Raw genomic sequence first — 17878 nt, forward strand, 5'->3', positions numbered from 1 at the left:
TATGTCCCCCAAATTCTTAGCTACACGCTTTCTATATGCTGCATTTTTGGCAATCACTTTCTCAACCGCACTCCATGCAGAAGAATCCAAAATTGACCGCATTGTGGCGGTGGTTGATCAGGGTGTGATTACTGAGAATGAGCTGAATGACCGCATTCGTATTGTGACCACTCAGCTTGAAAAACAAGGCAACCCACTGCCGCCCCAGGCTGTATTACAGAAGCAGATTCTTGAACGTCTAATCAATGACCGCCTACAGCTGCAATACGCTGCACAGACTGGATTGCGCGTGGATGATGCACAACTGGATAAAACTGTTGAGCGGATCGCTGACCAAAACAAAATGAGCGTGCCTGACTTCCGCCAAGCGCTTGCCGCTGAGGGTATCGGCTATCGCAAATTCCGCGAGGATATTCGTAACGAAATCATCCTGGCAAGACTGCGTGAGCGCGAAGTAGATAACAAAATCAATATTACTGAAGCTGAAATCGACAATTATTTCACCACACAATCATCGCAAAATAATGAGGCTAAGGATGAGTACGAAATCTCGCATATCCTAATTCGTACACGTGAAGACAGCAGCCCTGAGGATTTACAAAGATTACGTACCAAAGCTGAACAAGCGCTCAAGCAATTGCAAACGGGCACTCCATTTTCTCAGGTATCTGCTAGCTTCTCAGATGCTCCCAATGCATTGGAAGGTGGTGCCTTAGGTTGGAAAAACAGTGGTCAGATTCCTGCACTATTTACTGACGCGCTGAAACAATTGCAACCGGGGCAATTAACCCCAATATTACGCAGTCCGAATGGCTTTCACATCCTCAAGCTCACCAATCGCCGCGGTGGGTCATCGCCAACCGTCATCCAGCAAACGCATGCACGCCATATACTGATTAAGCTCAGCGAAGTCGTCTCTGAAAGTGATGCTAAACACCGCATGGATGATATTAAAGAACGGCTGGATAATGGTGGTAATTTTGCCGACTTGGCACGCCAATACTCTGAAGATGGCTCTGCCTCAAATGGTGGTGATCTCGGCTGGCTGAACCCAGGGGATACCGTGCCTGAATTTGAAAAAGCCATGAATGAGTTGAAAGATAATGAAATCAGCCAACCGATACGCACACCGTTCGGCTGGCATATTATTCAAGTGCTAGAGCGCCGCAATCAAGATATGTCCAAAGAATCCGCACGCCTCAAAGCGCGTCAGGAAATCCGTACACGCAAAGCAGATGAAGCCTATCAGGACTGGGTACGTGAACTGCGTGACCGCGCCTTTGTTGAAATTCGGCTAGAAGATAAATACTAGTCGCCGCTATAGACTCGTGCCTTGAGCGCTCAAAATCATCCTCGTATCGTCGTCACTGCTGGTGAGCCCGCAGGCATAGGCCTGGATTTGTGTGCCATGCTGGCGTGGAAAGCTATACCAGCGAGCATCGTCGTGATTGCCGATCACAATGCATTGAAGAACCGAGCCACGATGCTGAGCTTAAGCTTGCAAATTCAAGATTTCAAGCATGGTGATAGCATCCCGCAACATGCAGGTAATGGTCAATTGTATGTATTGCACCAGCCAGCATCAGCGGCCGTTTCTGCTGGAGAACTCAATCCAGTCAATAGCACTTATGTATTAAAAACCCTGACTACGGCGATTGATGGCTGTGTGAATCATGAGTTTGATGCCATGGTCACAGCCCCAGTACACAAGGGTGTCATCAATGATGCAGGCATCGCATTTACAGGCCACACCGAGTTTCTGGCCGAATACACCGACACATCTCAAGTGGTGATGATGCTAGTTGGCGGCGGCATGCGCGTGGCGCTTACCACTACGCACCTGCCACTCAATGCGGTGAGCGCTGCGATTACTCAAGAAAGTCTGGAAAATACCATCCGCATTTTGCACCATGACTTGGTCACTCGCTTCGGCATCAAAACTCCGAAGATTCTTGTTGCAGGGCTTAATCCTCACGCTGGTGAGAGTGGTTATCTAGGCTATGAAGAAATCGAAACCATCACGCCAGTACTTGAGAGGTTACGAGCTGAGAACATGCAACTGATAGGCCCATTACCCGCCGATACGCTCTTCACGCCACATCACCTTGCCAATGCAGATTGCGTATTAGCCATGTATCACGACCAAGGCTTGCCTGTACTCAAATATGCAAGCTTTGGCGGCGGCGTCAATGTTACGCTTGGCTTGCCCATTATTCGCACTTCAGTTGATCATGGCACTGCGCTAGATTTAGCGGGCAAAGGCAATATCGAAATCGGCAGCCTTTTAGCTGCGATTGATTTAGCAATCGAACTCGCTCAAAGACAATCAACTCAATGAAACACATCGCCAAAAAACGCTTCGGCCAAAACTTCCTTACTGACCAGAGCATTATTCACAGCTTGGTTGAAGCGATAGACCCGAAAGCCCAAGATATTCTGGTTGAAATCGGCCCTGGTTTAGGCGCGCTCACCCAGCCGCTCACTAAAAAAATGCCGCACTTGCATGTAGTCGAGATAGACCGTGACATTATTGCCTGGATGCAAAATCACTATAAAGCAGGCAGCCTCACGATTCATGAGTCGGATGCACTGAAGTTTGATTTTTCCAAGCTGGGTGAAGCTATTCGAGTGGTTGGCAACCTGCCCTACAACATATCAACGCCCATCCTGTTTCACCTGCTTGATAATGTAGCCAATATCATCGACATGCACTTCATGCTGCAAAAAGAAGTAGTTGAACGCATGGTAGCAGCACCATCCACAGCCGCTTATGGCAGGCTATCCGTGATGCTGCAATATAGGCTTCAGATGGATTATCTATTCACCGTACCGCCAGAGGCTTTTGACCCAGCACCAAAAGTAGAATCGGCATTTGTAAGAGCCGTGCCACATAGCACCCTGCCATACGTAGCAAAGGACGAAGCCTTATTCGCAAAAATCGTGGTCAATGCGTTTGGTCAACGTCGCAAAACCTTGCGCAATACACTCAAAGGGCTGCTGGACGATGAAGGCTTTGCCACACTTGCCATAGACTCACAATTGCGTGCCGAGAATATATCCGTGGCGCAATTCGTTGCCATCGCCAACCATTTAGCCTGATATAATTTGCGTTTTTATTTCACACAAAACACTCGATATGAGAATCATCTTATTAGGCGCTCCAGGCGCTGGTAAAGGCACCCAAGCCACCCACATCAAAGAAAAGTACAACATCCCCCAGATTTCAACGGGCGATATGCTGCGCGCTGCGGTAAAAGCAGGTACGCAACTTGGCCTAGAAGCCAAGAAATTCATGGATGCAGGTGGTTTAGTACCCGATGAAGTGATTATCGGCTTAGTCAAAGAACGCATCAAAGATGCTGACTGCCAAGCAGGCTTTTTGTTTGATGGCTTTCCGCGCACCATTCCACAGGCTGAAGCCATGAAACAAGCTGGTGTTGGCATTGATTACGTGGTGGAAATTGATGTTCCTGATGAAGCAATCGTAGAGCGCATGAGCGGCCGCCGCTCACACCCTGCTTCTGGCCGCACCTATCACGTTAAATTCAATCCACCAAAAGTAACGGGCAAAGATGACATCACAGGTGAAGACTTGGTACAGCGTGAAGACGATAAAGAAGAAACCGTGCAGAAGCGTTTACAGGTGTACCACGAACAAACCAAACAGCTGGTTGGCTACTACTCCAATTGGGCGAACTCTGGTATTGGCAGCGCGCCTAAATATGTGAAAGTGAATGGTTTGGGCGACATGGAAAAGATACGCGACAATATCTTTGCTCAATTAAAATAATCACTGCTTACTTACTTCGAAAAAGCCCGCATTGCGGGCTTTTCTGTTTTAGTACTCATGCCTATGTTTTTCCAGCATGCGCTCAACATGGCTTGCCGCTTCAAGGTATAATTTTACCTTTATAAATCATTACAAAAGCGCCATTCGTCATGCAGCAGCAGTATCCATTTCGCGAAATAGAAAAAACCGCGCAAACCTTCTGGGAAACCAACAAAACATTCGCCGCGAGTGAAGTTTCAGACAAACCCAAATACTACTGTTTGTCGATGTTTCCCTACCCTTCTGGCAAGCTGCACATGGGGCATGTACGCAACTACACCATCGGCGACGTACTGAGCCGTTTTCATCGCATGCGTGGCTATAATGTGATGCAACCTATGGGTTGGGATGCCTTTGGTTTGCCTGCTGAAAACGCTGCTATCAAGAATGAAACCGCGCCTGCAGCCTGGACATACAGTAACATCGAGCACATGAAAACCCAGCTCAAGCAGTTGGGCTTGGCTGTAGATTGGGATCGCGAGATTGCCACCTGCAAACCAGAATACTATCGCTGGGAACAATGGCTATTCACCGAGCTCTTTAAAAAAGGCCTGATCTACAAAAAAACCTCAACAGTAAACTGGGATCCTGTTGACCAAACCGTGCTGGCCAACGAGCAAGTGATTGATGGTCGTGGCTGGCGCTCTGGCGCAGTGATTGAAAAGCGTGACATACCGCAATACTTCATGAAAATCACGGCCTATGCCGATGAGTTATTGAGCGACCTCGATAAGCTGGACGGCTGGCCTGAGCAAGTCAAAACCATGCAGCGCAACTGGATAGGCAAAAGCTTTGGCTGCGAAGTCGAGTTCCCGATTGTTGGGGGCGAAGGCAACTTAAAGGTTTACACCACACGCCCAGATACCCTAATGGGTGCAACTTATGTGGCTGTTGCAGCAGAGCACCCACTAGCTACGCAAGCTGCGCAAAATAACCCAGCCCTGCAAGAATTTATCGCCGAGTGCAAACGCGGCAGCGTGGCAGAAGCCGATGTAGCTACTGCTGAGAAAAAAGGCATGGATACAGGGTCATTTGTGACGCATCCACTCAATGGCGAACAACTACCAGTTTGGGTCGCCAACTATGTGCTGATGGGCTATGGCGAGGGCGCTGTGATGGCGGTGCCAGCGCATGATGAGAGAGACTATGCGTTTGCAAAGAAATATCACTTACCATTCAAAGCTGTTATTTCTTCAAGCAGGTGGAAAGGGGCTGAATTAGATACAGTTGGTTTATTCGAGCAAGATGGTAAAACCAAAAAAAACTACCCTCTAATAACTAATAAAGAAAATGGTGAAGTATTAGCTTGGGCATTATGGAATGAAGAATTTTCAGATCATGGAGTGTGCATTAACTCTGGCGAGTTTAACGGCTTAGATTTTGATGCTGCATCTTCCGCAATCGCTGCAGTATTAAACGCAAAAAATCTGGGCAAACGGCGCACCCAATATCGCCTACGCGATTGGGGTATCTCACGTCAACGCTATTGGGGCTGCCCTATCCCTATCATTCACTGCACAAGCTGTGGCGAAGTGCCTGTGCCAGCAGATCGATTACCAGTCGTGCTACCCGAAGATGTAGTGATGGATGGTGTTGGTTCGCCAATCAAGAAAGACCCATCATTTTACGAAACCACTTGCCCAACCTGTGGTGGCAAAGCCACTCGCGAAACTGATACGCTGGACACCTTCTTTGAGTCGTCATGGTACTTTGCCCGCTACGCCAGCTATGACTGCGATACAGCCATGGTGGATGAACGTGCCAATTACTGGTTGCCAGTGGATCAATATGTAGGCGGCATTGAGCATGCGATCTTGCATCTGTTGTATGCGCGCTTTTTCAACAAGTTGATGCGTGATGCGGGGTTGCTGAAGAATGATGAGCCATTCACCAATCTGCTGACCCAAGGCATGGTGCTGAAGGATGGCGCCAAGATGAGTAAGTCCAAGGGCAATACAGTCGATCCGCAAGCGCTGATCGATCAATATGGTGCTGATACCTCACGTTTATTTATGATGTTCGCTGCACCACCAGAGCAAAGCCTGGAATGGTCAGATGCTGGTGTTGAAGGTGCGCACCGCTTCTTGAGACGCTTATGGAAAGCCGTGTTTGAGCATGTTGAGCAAGGCTTGGTCAGCAGCAGCATAGTCGGCGAATTAAACGCCGAGCTTAAAACCTTGCGCCGCCAATTGCACCAGACCATAGAAAAAATCACTGACGATTACGCACGGCGCCACTCTTTCAACACCGCGATCGCCTCGGTAATGGAACTGATGAATGCACTCGCTAAAATTGAAAGCAACGACCCGCAAACCCGTGCATTGCGTCAAGAGTCATTGGAAGCTGCTGTGTTATTGTTATCGCCAATTGTGCCGCATATCAGCGAGGCGCTATGGACAGAGCTTAAACCAGGCAGCAGTATTCTGGATGCTAGCTGGCCGAGTGTAGATGCGTCTGCATTGGTACAAGATGAAATCGAATTAGTCATACAAGTAAACGGCAAACTGCGTGGCAGCCTCACTGTGAGCCGCACAACGGAGAAAGCCGAGATTGAGAAGCAGGTAGTTATCCAGCCTTGCGTGCAAAAATATCTGGAAGATGGCGCAACTGTGCGTAAAATCATTGTAGTGCCGAACAAACTCATTAACGTCGTCGTGGGATAACACGTATGCATATGCTTAAATTTAACCACCTTAGATTCACCCATTTATGGATTGCAATTTTTGCATTGACGCTTGCTGCATGCGGCTTCCAGATGCGCGGCATGGCAGACCTGGCCTTTCATACGCTATATATCAAAAATAACTCCCTCAGCATTTCTAAAAGCCTGAAGAAAACGCTAGCGGTCAATGGGGTGACCATCGTCAATAATCCAGAAAAAGCAGAACTGATGCTGGAACTGATGGATGAATCGACCCAAAAGAAGATTCTGTCTCTGAGCGGTGGCGGTCTGGTTCGCGAGTTTGAAATATACTATCGGCTGAATTTTCGCCTGCGCGACCCTATTAACGAGCTATGGGGCCCAATGCAAACGCTTGAAGCGCGTCGTGACTACACCTACGATGATACGCAATTGCTAGCGAAACAATCTGAAGAAGGTGCTCTTTATGATGATATGCGTAAAGATGTAGTCAATGAGCTATTACGCCGCCTCATCGTACAAAAACCTAAATCAGCAGTTTCGCAATAAATCCATTCAGCGGAACATGCAATGCGTTTGCAACCACAACAACTGCTTAAACATTTAGAAGGCGGCTTACAACCGCTTTATGTGCTGGTAGGTGACGAACCGCTTGCGCAGGGTGAGAGTCTGGATGCGATTCGCGCCGCTGCGCATAAACAAGGCTTTGAAGAACGCACCAGCCTGATTGTAGAGCGCAGTTTTAAATGGGAAAGCTTAAAAGAGTATAGCCAGTCGCTGTCTTTATTTGCCAGCCAGCGTTTGCTGGAAATCAGCATTCCATCTGGCAAGCCGGGCACTGAAGGCAGCAAGGCACTACAAGCGGTAGCCGATAAAGCGATACCTGATACGACGGTAGTCGTGATTCTACCAACCCTGGATCGCGATGGTAAAAATAGTGCATGGTTTTCTGCCCTTGAATCAACCGCTGTGACCCTCACATTGCAAGAAGTAGAGGCCAACCAGTTACCGCAATGGATTGCGAAACGCTTGGCGCAGCAAGGTCAACAGACTGACGATGAAACACTGGAGTTTCTTGCGCATCAGGTAGAAGGTAATCTGCTTGCCGCCCATCAAGAAATACAAAAACTGGGCTTGCTGTTCCCAGAGGGCGAGCTAAGCGCGCAATCAGTGCATGAAGCCGTACTTAATGTATCACGCTATGACGCGTTCCAGCTTGGCGAAGCCGTGCTAGCTGGCGATGTTGACCGCACTGTACGAATACTGCAAGGTTTACAAGAGGAAGGTGCACAGCCGGTGGCGGTGATGAACCCGCTACTATGGGTGATTCGACCTTTAGTGCGAGTGAAGCAGGCGGAAGCCCGTGGCGAAAATGTGGCGAATGCGATGCAGCAAGCCCGCATTTATGGCGATAGGCAAACGCTAGTACGCCGTGCACTTACACGATTGAGTTTACGCCAATTGCAAGCTGCACAACTGAAACTGGCCGAGATCGATAAAACCGCCAAAGGCCTGTTACGCGGCAATGCATGGCTTGAGATTTCGCGCCTGTGTTTCGGCTTGGCAAAAGTTGGCGCGCAAAAACGCAGTCATTAACAGTTACTCAAGAAATTAATAGAGCATTTCGGGAATCATGATGGATATCAAAGCATACATGCAGAACATGGGCAAAGAAGCTAGAGCAGCTTCTCGCCTAATGGCACGTGCAGACACTGTCACCAAAAACTTGGCGTTGACCACAATCGCCCAAGCAATCCGTCGTGACAAAGCTGAGCTGCTTGCTGCCAACAAAGCTGACATGGAAGCCGCACGTGCTAATGGGCTAGAAGCAGCCATGCTAGACCGTCTGACACTCACTGAGAAATCCATCGCCACCATGGCAGAAGGCCTTGAGCAAATCGCGGCATTAGCAGATCCAATCGGCGAGATCAGTGACATGAAATACCGCCCAAGCGGCATTCAGGTCGGCAAGATGCGCGTGCCTTTGGGTGTCATCGGCATTATCTACGAAGCACGCCCAAATGTGACGGTAGATGCCGCCGGGCTATGTATCAAATCTGGTAATGCGACCATTCTTCGTGGTGGTTCAGAAGCCATTCAATGTAACCGTGCGCTGGCGAAAATTGTCCATGAAGGCCTGAGCGCTGCTGGATTGCCAAGCTCGGCCGTACAAGTAGTTGAAACCACAGACCGCGCTGCAGTTGGCGAGCTCATTACGCTCAAACAATATGTCGATGTCATCGTGCCACGCGGCGGCAAGAGCCTGATTGAGCGTGTTTCAAAAGAGGCCACTATCCCTGTCATCAAGCATCTGGATGGCAATTGCCATGTGTATGTAGATGAAGATGCTGATTTTGCCAAAGCAGTGCGTATTCTTGAGAACTCCAAGGCACAAAGACTAGGCACTTGCAACACGGCCGAATCACTCTTGGTAGCGCGCTCTGTTGCTGCAGAAGTATTACCAACTCTCGCTGCCATGCTCACTAAAAACGGGATTGAGATTCGTGGTTGTGCGGAAACTCAAGTGATTCTGCCTGAGGCTAAACCTGCCACCGAAGAAGATCATTACACCGAATACCTGGATGCGATCATCTCTGTAAAAGTCGTCGCTGATGTGGATGAAGCGATTACGCACATCAACCAATACTCCTCGCAACACACCGAAGCGATTGTCACCGAGAACTATACCCATGCACGCAAATTCTTGCGTGAAGTAGACTCCAGCTCAGTGATTGTGAATGCCTCTACCCGCTTTGCCGATGGCTTTGAATATGGCTTGGGCGCTGAAATCGGTATCTCTACAGACAAGCTGCATGCACGTGGACCTGTAGGGCTAGATGGCCTGACTTCACTCAAATACATCGTATTGGGTGACGGGCAAGTACGCGCTTAATACATGGCTGAAAGAGTATTGATTGGCATGATGGGGGGCACGTTCGACCCCATCCACTTTGGTCATTTGCGCATGGCGCAAGAAATCTCTGATTTGCTCGCATTAAGTCGCGTGCACTTTATTCCCTCAGCCACGCCGCCACACAAGACACAGACTACTGTCTCTGCTAAGCACCGTACAGCAATGGTCAATCTGGCGATTGCTGATAATCCTCAATTCAAGCTGGATTTAAGAGAGCTGGAGAGAGAAGGAGCGTCTTACAGCATTGACACCCTGCATAGTTTGAGGGCCGAATTAGGTGATGAAGTGTCGATCTGCCTGCTGTTGGGTAGCGATGCTTTCATCAAGCTCAATACATGGCATCGATGGAATGAGTTATTGAATGTATGCCATATCGTCTTGGTACAACGACCACACACCAATATACAAGAAGCGCTGCCCGAAGAGTTGCAGGCGGTGTTGCACAACCATTATTCTGAGCATATAGAAGATTTGAGTTTGACGCCGTCAGGGCATATCACCATGCAGCCCATCACTGCGCTGGATATTTCCGCGACTGCCATTCGTGAAGACATCAAGCATGGCAGAAGCCTGCGTTATTTGATGCCTGAGCCTGTTATTAGCTATATCCAGTCCAACCAGCTATACATCTAAAGCAATCAGCCCGAGAAAAACATTGCCTCGAATTGCCTGGCTGGAAGAGGCTTAGAAAACCAATAGCCTTGGCCGTAATCGCAACCTGCTTCGAGTAATAAATCTCTCTGCGCGATGGTCTCAATGCCCTCGGCAATGACTTTCATACCCAGCTTATGCGCCATCACGATAATGGCCTCACACAAGGCCATGTCACTTGAGCCAGGCTTGATATTGGAAGTAAATGATCGATCAATTTTTACGTAATCAATGCTGAATTTCCTCAAATATGCGAGTGATGAATAACCCGTACCAAAATCATCAATGGCTATTTCTATGCCTGCATTGCGGAATACTTCCAGTTGTTCTACCACCACATCTCTGGCGTCTAGTAATAAGCCTTCAGTAATTTCCACGATAATACTTGAGCCGTTCAGCCCCAATGAGCCTAGGTACGCTGCCCAGGTAACACAGCTCTGGTTGGCGCTTCTAAATTGCACTGGAGATTTGTTCACACTGATCTGAAAATCAGGCTCAAATGCTCTCCAGCTTAAAACCTGGTTTGCTGTTTGCTTAAAAACCCAATCGCCGATTTCGTTAATCAGGCCTGTGTCTTCCGCCACTGAAATAAATTCAAGAGGGCTCACCACACCACGTTCAGGGTGATGCCAGCGAATCAAAGCCTCGGCTTTATAAATCCGATTAGACGCAAGTGCGACAATAGGTTGGTAAAACACCTCGAACTGGTTGTCTTTAGTCGCCTGGCGTAAATCAGTAATGAGTTGCTTGCGCTTCAATGCATCGGCTTGCATCCCTTGGGTAAAGTAGTGGTAGCAATTGCCGCCTATTTCTTTTGCCGCATACATGGCTTGGTCTGCGCTTTTGAGCAAGGCTTCAATAGCAATGCCATCATCTGGGTAAATACTGATACCAATACTGGCGGTGATATACACCGATTCGCCGTCTATCTCAAAAGGCTCCGCCAGCGTTTCCAGTATGTTTTGCGCAATACGTTCAGTGACTTTTTCACTTTCTGAATCGTTTAAGATCACCGTAAATTCATCCCCGCCTAATCTGGCAACGGTATCCATTTCTCGCACGCTACCAAGCAAGCGCTGTGCGGCTTCTTTGAGTAACAAATCCCCTTTGTCATGCCCAAGCGTATCGTTCACTTCTTTGAATTTATCAAGATCAAGAAACAATACCGTGACTGTTTGATGCGCACGGTTACTCTTTTTAATCGCTTGATTAAGCCGATCTATGAATAAAACCCGATTGGGCAAACCAGTCACCGGATCGTAATGGGCTAAACGCACAATTTCGGCTTCGGTTTGTTTGCGCGAACTAATGTCGGTATGAATGCCGATTTTGCGTACGGCCTTGCCTGTCAAAGGGTCCCTGAAAACCTTGCCACGGCTTAATGTCCATTTCCAGCTACCATCTTTACATTTGAGCCTGAACTCAGAATGGTAAACCTCAGTCCGGCCCTGGAGATAATCTTCAATCTCTTTCACTGCCTGCTCAAGATCATCTGGATGCATCAGCTGACGACCGGCCTGCGGCGTTGGCTCTAAATCATTCTCGTCATAGCCATATATCTCACGCCATCTAGCTGAACGAAACACCTGGTTGGTTTCAAGATCCCAATCCCATACACCATCGCCGGAGCCTTCCAGTGCAAATTTCCAGCGCTCTTCACTCGTTTGCAGGGAACTCTGAAACACTGCGTGTTGATTAAATGTTTTACGCATCAGGAAGAACAGCAATATCGCGGTAAACCCAATGAAAGCCCAGCCCTTGAATATGCTGTACTCAGTAAATTTCTTAGGGTCGGGAATAATGATTGCGAGTATTGAATCGCTGAAAAATATCCAGCCCATGCCAAAAACAAGATAGATCAGCACAACCCGAAAAACCATGACGTCTATTTTTGCGAGTTTTTTGCTAAGGAGACTTTTCACTGCAACGACCTTTTGCTGATTGATAGAACTACTGCGTCTATTTTACAGTGCAAAATTAGAATTTAAGCAAAGCTAAAGAACTAGCTTTAGGGGTCTATTCAAATTGGCAGTTTGCTTATTAACGCTGGAGTATTCTGGTGAAGTGGCTGTGGGCTCCACGGAACCATACCCAAATACGGTGATTTTATTTGTAACTTTAGAGTGGCGATATTTTCTTCAAACACAGGCATATCAGGGTCTAGCTGGTTAGCGACCCAGCCAGCCAGTTTCAAGCCCCGCGACTGTATAGCTTCAACCGTCAACAAGGCATGGTTGATACACCCGAGCCGCATACCTACCACCAAGATAACGGGGATATTGAGCTTGACCGCTAAATCGGCCATCGTGGCATGGTCGTCTAATGGCACACAGAAACCGCCTGCGCCTTCCACAATCACCACATCGGCTAGCGCGCTTAATTGCATAAAAGCATCGGCAATCACATCAAGGGAAATAGTCGCTCCAGCTTGTTGAGCCGCAATGTGCGGGGCAATTGGCGGAGCAAAAGCATAAGGGTTAACCAGCTTGACTGGTGCCTGCACATTGCTAGCGGCAATCAGTTGGGTCACATCTTCATTCACAAAGTTACCATCGACCAGTTCACAGCCAGCCGCGATGGGTTTCATGCCAAGGGATTTTAAATCCTGCTGTGCAAACTGATACACCAGCGCGCTGGCAATCAGGGTTTTGCCAACCCCCGTATCGGTGCCCGTCACAAAATAAGCTTGCTTCATGAATGGTGGCTAATGCGGATTAACTACGTGGACGAAAGGTGATTGGCGCAACGCCATCATCGAAATGTAGCTTGGGTTCGGGTTTCCATGCATGGGCATAGACCACTTCAAAAGTCGCTGGCAATTTACCGCTAGCTTGCCGGAATTGTTCGTAAGCTTGCGTCAATTTCTGTAAAAACCCACGACCCTGCAAGCCACGTCTGCGGCCTTGAGCCGAGTTATGCGCGCCGATCGCCTTGAGGTCGCGCATCACGCCCATCACATCATCGTAAGTGAGCTCAAACCGCTCAACATCCAGCACAGGCGCTGTGTAACCAGCACGCATAAGCGCATCGCCAATGTCGTGCATATCAATAAAACGACTGACATGAATGTAATCAGCATCCACATTTGAAGCCTGGCGTAGCTCTTTCAAAGTATCAGGACCAAAGGTACTGAACATGAAAAGACCGCCTGGCTTTAACACGCGATGGCTCTCGGTAAATGCAAGATCAAGGTCATTGCACCATTGCACGGCCAGATTAGACCAGATCATATCCAGGCTCTGGTCTGCGATAGGCAGTTGTTCGATGTCTGCGCAGACTGCTTGCTGCTTGACCATGCCAAGTAAACGCAGCACCGTTGAGTATTGTGCTGCCGTCTTTTTCAGCATACTGGTTGCAATATCCAGCGAAATCACCTGACTTTTGCTATAGCGCTTGCCTAGCTCAAGGCTGGCGTGCCCAGTACCACAACCTGCATCCAAGATAATCTCTGGATTAATTTTGATTAAATCCAGCCGACTGAACATACGCTCGCGCACTTCAGTTTGCAGCACGGCAGCGGCATCGTAAGTTTGCGCCGCACGGTCAAACGAAGCACGTACCCGCGCTTTATCAATCTGGTAAACGTCTTGTTCTATTGCTGGTGTGATGCTTGGTTTCATCTGATTCTAACTAGGTATTCAACTTGATTGCTGGTGCTGGCTCGAGAAACTGCACGAGCGTTTCAACAAACTGGTCAGCATGCGACAAAAACGGCGCATGTGAAGCACCTGCAATCACGCGTAAACGTCCGAATGGCAAATGTTGCGCCATCCAGTGTGCTGCTTGCACGGGGGCTAGCGTGTCTTTGTCGCCATGAATCAGCAAGGTCGGCCTTCTGATGTTTTCCACTTCTGTGCGCAAATCATTATCGAGCAATATATTCAGGGCTTTTTGCAATGCGCTCATGGTTGGCACTGGCCGCTCTTCAAAACTGGCACGCAGCTGCTTGATGGTTGCTCTGGCATCTTCTGAACGCATGCATTGCAGGGTTAAGAATTTGAGCAAGGTGGCTTGATAATCGTTGCTCACATCATCGGCAAAATGACGAAATACTCGGCCATCAATACCATCTTGCCAATCTTCACTATTCACAAAGCGTGGTGTGGTAGAAACCAGCACCAATCGGCGCACCATATCGGGCTGCAACAATGCAATAGACATGGCAACCAGCCCGCCAAGCGACCAGCCACAGATATCAGCATTGGCAGGCAGCATTTCAGCCACTTTCTCCGCCACGGCCTGCAAATGATTAGGCTCAATAGGCGGACTAAAACCCATACCCGGCAAATCGATAATATGCAGATTGAAATGTGGCTCAAGCTTTTTGATGATGGGGTGCCACACTCCACCATGCATACCCCAGCCATGAATGAGCACCAGATTCTGCTTGTTATTGGTGGCTGCTTGATTCGCATCTGCTGGAAATTTTTCTACATACAGGCTCATGCTGGTAACTCCTTTTCAGCCTGGTGCAGGGCAGCAATCAGCTGCCTCACATCCTCTTCGCTGTGCGCAGCCGAAAGTGAAATCCTGAGCCTTGCCGTGTCTTTTGGCACGGTAGGCGGACGTATCGCTGGCACCAATAAACCCTTGGTGAGCAAATACTCACTTAACGCTAAAGCATCATGATTACTGCCCACCATGAGGGGCTGTATCGCTGTGATGGATGGTGCAAGTTGCCAGCGTTTTAATTGCAAACCAGATTTCAACAAGCTAATTAAACGATGCAAATGGGCGCGTCTGCCATAATCCTGCTCAATCACTTTAAGCGAGGCCCGCAAGGTAGTAGCGATCGCAGGCGGGGTAGCCGAGGTGTATATGTAGGTGCGAGCATGTTGTACCAAATAATCAATCACTACCGCATCTGCCGCGACAAATGCGCCAAACACACCTGCAGCTTTGCCTAGCGTTGCCATGTAAATAATGCGTGGTGATTTGAGATCGAAATGCTCAAGTAGTCCAGCACCCTTTGCGCCCAGCACGCCGAATCCATGCGCATCATCCAGCAACAGCAATGCGTCATATTTTTCGCATAGAGCAAGTAGTTCAGGCGCGGGGACAAGGTCACCATCCATACTGAATACTGCATCGGCTAATATCATTTTGCGCGGCGCATGGCTGGTTTTTAGCATGCCTTCTAGCGCTGCCAAATCATTGTGCGGATAACGGTGTAACTCTGCACGGCTGAGTAAGGCTGCATCATTGAGACAAGCATGGTTGAGCTTGTCGGCAAACACCGCATCACCGCGCCCCATCAGAGCAGTGACCACACCGATATTGGCCATATAGCCAGTAGAAAACAACAAGGCTTTAGGCAAGCCAACAAACGCGGCAAGTGCAAGCTCAAGCGCTTCATGCTGAGCGTGATGGCCAGTGATGAGGTGTGACGCGCCGCTGCCGACACCAGCCTCCGCCGCACCTCGCTGCCATGCTTCAATCAAGTCTGGATGATTCGCCAGGCCAAGATAATCATTGCTGCAAAATGAAATAACGGCCTGGTCGTCACACTGAATATGCGCGGTTTGTGCGGTTTGCAACAGGCGACGACGGCGAGTTAGTCCAGCCGAAGCGCGTTCATCGAGTTCGGCCTGCAGGCTGGCAAATAGTTTATCTGACACTGGCGTGGAATTAAGCGGGGTGTATGCCCAGTTTGGCGAACAATTTTTTATCAGTTTCAGCTTCTGGATTGCCAGTGGTCAGCAGCTTTTCACCGTAAAAAATCGAATTGGCGCCAGCAATAAAGCACAGCGCCTGTATGCCTTCGTGCATGCTCTGGCGACCCGCAGAAAGGCGGACATAGCTCTTAGGCATGGTGATTCGTGCCGCTGCAATGGTGCGCACGAACTCAAATAGCTCCAACTCTTCAGTGCCATGCAGCGGAGTGCCTTCAACTTGCGTCAACAGGTTGATCGGCACGCTTTCTGGTGGGCGCTCCATGTTAGCCAACTGCGCCAACAAACCTGCGCGCTGGTTACGAGATTCGCCCATGCCGATAATGCCGCCGCAGCAAACGTTGATGTCAGCATCGCGCACACGATCAAGCGTATCGAGACGATCTTGATAAGTGCGGGTGGTAATCACATCACCATAGAATTCAGGCGCGGTATCCAAGTTATGGTTGTAGTAATCAAGGCCAGCATCTTTCAGCTGTTCGGCTTGGCCATCTTTCAACATACCCAGAGTAGCGCATGTTTCCAGACCCATCGCCTTTACTTCGGCAATCATCTTGAGCACTGGGTCAAGGTCGCGCTGTTTCGGGCCGCGCCATGCAGCGCCCATACAGAAGCGGCTAGCGCCACTTTCTTTCGCGGCACGTGCTGCGGCAACCACATCCTCCAGCGCCATTAAATCTTCGTTCTCAACTTCCGTATGGTAGCGAGCGGCCTGCGGACAGTAACCGCAATCTTCGGAACAACCGCCAGTTTTGATAGAGAGCAAGGTGCTTACTTGCACAGCATTTGGGTCAAAGTTTTCGCGATGTACCGTTTGCGCGCGATGAATCAAATCGCTGAATGGCAACTCAAACAAAGCAACAATCTCAGCCACGCTCCAACGTTGTTCTATTTCAGGTTTTTGCATCTGGTTGTTTTTAACTATCGCGCTGGTATCAATCACGGTTTCAAGCATCGTTTTTCCTTGAGTATAGGTACTTTAAATTTGTTAGATATTTAAGGCGAATTATTCAGTTTCTAATTGCATTTCTTGCCATGGTTCACGCTCGGCTCTCATAATGTCGCGAATAGCTAAGGGAACTACTATTAGAATGCCTGCAATCCAAATAATAATTGCCAGACTCCAGTAGCCACCCGCCCATTTAGCCAATTGCGAACTAAAATTGTAAATAACAACGATAGTGCCTACTAAGCCATAAAAACGGTAGCCAGCAGGAATTAGATAATCCCTAACTCTTTGATTGGGATGATTAGCAACAGCTGCATAAACAAAAATTGAAGCAGCTATCCATATAAAAATCAGAACAGGGATGACAACAGCAATACTGGAAAAAAACGCAAACGCCTGTGCAGAGCGCATTTGTTGTTTCGCAGAGATGATGCTTGTCGTCATGCCACACCTAGCTTCGTATATGTGTATAAAGCTGGATTATACCTTGTCAACCAGAAAGGCCACAATTGTTGGACAGATGGTTAAAATTTAATCAACTCATATTCCCACAAGCTTGTATGCTTTGCGCTACAAGTGATGGCGGCGAGTTAGCCATTTGCGGCGATTGTCTTGCAGATTTACCCCGACACATTACAGACCAATGCCCACAATGTGCCTTACCAGCCTATCAAAACCAGCTATGCGGCCATTGCATCGCCTCGCCACCTGCATTTGATGTCACACATGCCTTGTTTCGCTACGAATTCCCAGTTGATGCCATGTTGCAACGCTATAAGTATCAGCACCTGCTCAACATGGCGCAAACCTTTGCGCAGATGATTATTACCGATTTACCTAATGCCAATCTACCCGACCTCATCATACCCATGCCTTTGCATCCGCTGCGGCTGAAAGAACGCGGCTTTAACCAATCTCTCGAGATAGCTCGCATAGTCGGCAAATCACTCAATATAAAAGTAGATACGCAAGCATGCAGCCGTATCAAGTCTTCGCCGCCACAAGCCAGCCTGCCATTGAAAGAGCGCGTAAAGAATATGCAAGGCGCATTTACCTTCAACACGCAGCTAGATGGCCTCAATATTGCCCTGATCGACGATGTCATGACCACAGGCGCCAGCCTTAACTCGTTAGCGAAAACAGTCAAAAAAGCAGGAGCGATTAACGTAGAATGCTGGGTAGTTGCGCGCACCCTGCCAAGATGAATCTAAATTAAAAGCCT

The 17878-nt window shown here is 48.6% G+C and carries 17 protein-coding genes; 10 read left to right on the top strand and 7 right to left on the bottom strand.

Annotated features, from left to right (window positions below; genetic code table 11):
• Position 1 precedes the first annotated feature (1 nt).
• From ZMTM_RS10720 to nadD, 9 genes are all read left to right on the top strand, one after another.
• Positions 2–1312 (top strand): peptidylprolyl isomerase, encoded by a 1311-nt coding sequence (locus ZMTM_RS10720; protein ID WP_221763842.1) that lies wholly within the window; start codon positions 2–4, stop codon positions 1310–1312.
• 21 nt (positions 1313–1333) lie between these two features.
• A complete protein-coding gene (gene pdxA, locus ZMTM_RS10725; RefSeq protein WP_221763843.1) occupies positions 1334–2338 on the top strand; it encodes a 4-hydroxythreonine-4-phosphate dehydrogenase PdxA in 1005 nt (334 codons plus the stop codon).
• The gene (gene rsmA, locus ZMTM_RS10730; RefSeq protein WP_221763844.1) at positions 2335–3099 is read left to right on the top strand and encodes a 16S rRNA (adenine(1518)-N(6)/adenine(1519)-N(6))-dimethyltransferase RsmA; all 765 of its coding nucleotides are present in this window, start codon (positions 2335–2337) and stop codon (positions 3097–3099) included. The genes pdxA and rsmA overlap by 4 nt, the downstream gene beginning before the upstream one ends.
• Positions 3100–3136: 37 nt before the next feature.
• Positions 3137–3790, top strand: coding sequence for an adenylate kinase (gene adk, locus ZMTM_RS10735; RefSeq protein WP_221763845.1), 654 nt, complete (start codon positions 3137–3139; stop codon positions 3788–3790).
• Between the two features lie 149 nt (positions 3791–3939).
• Positions 3940–6492: a leucine--tRNA ligase gene (gene leuS, locus ZMTM_RS10740; RefSeq protein ID WP_221763846.1), complete on the top strand. Its 2553-nt coding sequence runs from the start codon at positions 3940–3942 to the stop codon at positions 6490–6492.
• 5 nt (positions 6493–6497) lie between these two features.
• On the top strand, positions 6498–7019 hold the full coding sequence (locus ZMTM_RS10745) for an LPS-assembly lipoprotein LptE (RefSeq protein WP_225907014.1): 522 nt from the start codon (positions 6498–6500) through the stop codon (positions 7017–7019).
• A 21-nt stretch (positions 7020–7040) separates the two neighbouring features.
• Positions 7041–8066 (top strand): DNA polymerase III subunit delta, encoded by a 1026-nt coding sequence (holA, locus tag ZMTM_RS10750; RefSeq protein WP_221763847.1) that lies wholly within the window; start codon positions 7041–7043, stop codon positions 8064–8066.
• 40 nt (positions 8067–8106) lie between these two features.
• Positions 8107–9363: a glutamate-5-semialdehyde dehydrogenase gene (locus ZMTM_RS10755; protein WP_221765693.1), complete on the top strand. Its 1257-nt coding sequence runs from the start codon at positions 8107–8109 to the stop codon at positions 9361–9363.
• A gap of 3 nt (positions 9364–9366) precedes the next feature.
• On the top strand, positions 9367–10017 hold the full coding sequence (gene nadD, locus ZMTM_RS10760) for a nicotinate-nucleotide adenylyltransferase (protein WP_221763848.1): 651 nt from the start codon (positions 9367–9369) through the stop codon (positions 10015–10017).
• Between the two features lie 5 nt (positions 10018–10022).
• On the opposite strand, the gene ZMTM_RS10765 is transcribed toward nadD, so the two are convergent.
• The 7 genes from ZMTM_RS10765 to ZMTM_RS10795 form a co-directional block, all read right to left on the bottom strand.
• Positions 10023–11957 (bottom strand): putative bifunctional diguanylate cyclase/phosphodiesterase, encoded by a 1935-nt coding sequence (locus tag ZMTM_RS10765; protein WP_225907015.1) that lies wholly within the window; start codon positions 11955–11957, stop codon positions 10023–10025.
• A 98-nt stretch (positions 11958–12055) separates the two neighbouring features.
• The gene (gene bioD, locus ZMTM_RS10770; RefSeq protein ID WP_221763849.1) at positions 12056–12730 is read right to left on the bottom strand and encodes a dethiobiotin synthase; all 675 of its coding nucleotides are present in this window, start codon (positions 12728–12730) and stop codon (positions 12056–12058) included.
• Between the two features lie 19 nt (positions 12731–12749).
• The gene (bioC, locus tag ZMTM_RS10775; protein ID WP_221763850.1) at positions 12750–13655 is read right to left on the bottom strand and encodes a malonyl-ACP O-methyltransferase BioC; all 906 of its coding nucleotides are present in this window, start codon (positions 13653–13655) and stop codon (positions 12750–12752) included.
• Between the two features lie 10 nt (positions 13656–13665).
• A complete protein-coding gene (gene bioH / locus ZMTM_RS10780) occupies positions 13666–14481 on the bottom strand; it encodes a pimeloyl-ACP methyl ester esterase BioH (protein WP_221763851.1) in 816 nt (271 codons plus the stop codon).
• The gene (gene bioF, locus ZMTM_RS10785; RefSeq protein ID WP_221763852.1) at positions 14478–15653 is read right to left on the bottom strand and encodes an 8-amino-7-oxononanoate synthase; all 1176 of its coding nucleotides are present in this window, start codon (positions 15651–15653) and stop codon (positions 14478–14480) included. The genes bioH and bioF overlap by 4 nt, the downstream gene beginning before the upstream one ends.
• Positions 15654–15663: 10 nt before the next feature.
• Positions 15664–16662, bottom strand: coding sequence for a biotin synthase BioB (gene bioB, locus ZMTM_RS10790; RefSeq protein ID WP_221763853.1), 999 nt, complete (start codon positions 16660–16662; stop codon positions 15664–15666).
• Positions 16663–16713: 51 nt separating this feature from the next.
• Entirely contained in the window at positions 16714–17100 is a 387-nt protein-coding gene (locus ZMTM_RS10795) for a hypothetical protein (protein WP_221763854.1), read from the bottom strand.
• Between the two features lie 68 nt (positions 17101–17168).
• On the opposite strand from ZMTM_RS10795, the gene ZMTM_RS10800 reads away from it, so the two are divergent.
• Complete coding sequence (locus ZMTM_RS10800; RefSeq protein WP_225907016.1) at positions 17169–17861, top strand: ComF family protein; 693 nt, start codon at positions 17169–17171, stop codon at positions 17859–17861.
• The last annotated feature ends 17 nt before the right edge of the window (positions 17862–17878 follow it).

Origin of the sequence: Methyloradius palustris (assembly GCF_019703875.1) — a bacterium.
GTDB lineage: Bacteria > Pseudomonadota > Gammaproteobacteria > Burkholderiales > Methylophilaceae > Methyloradius > Methyloradius palustris.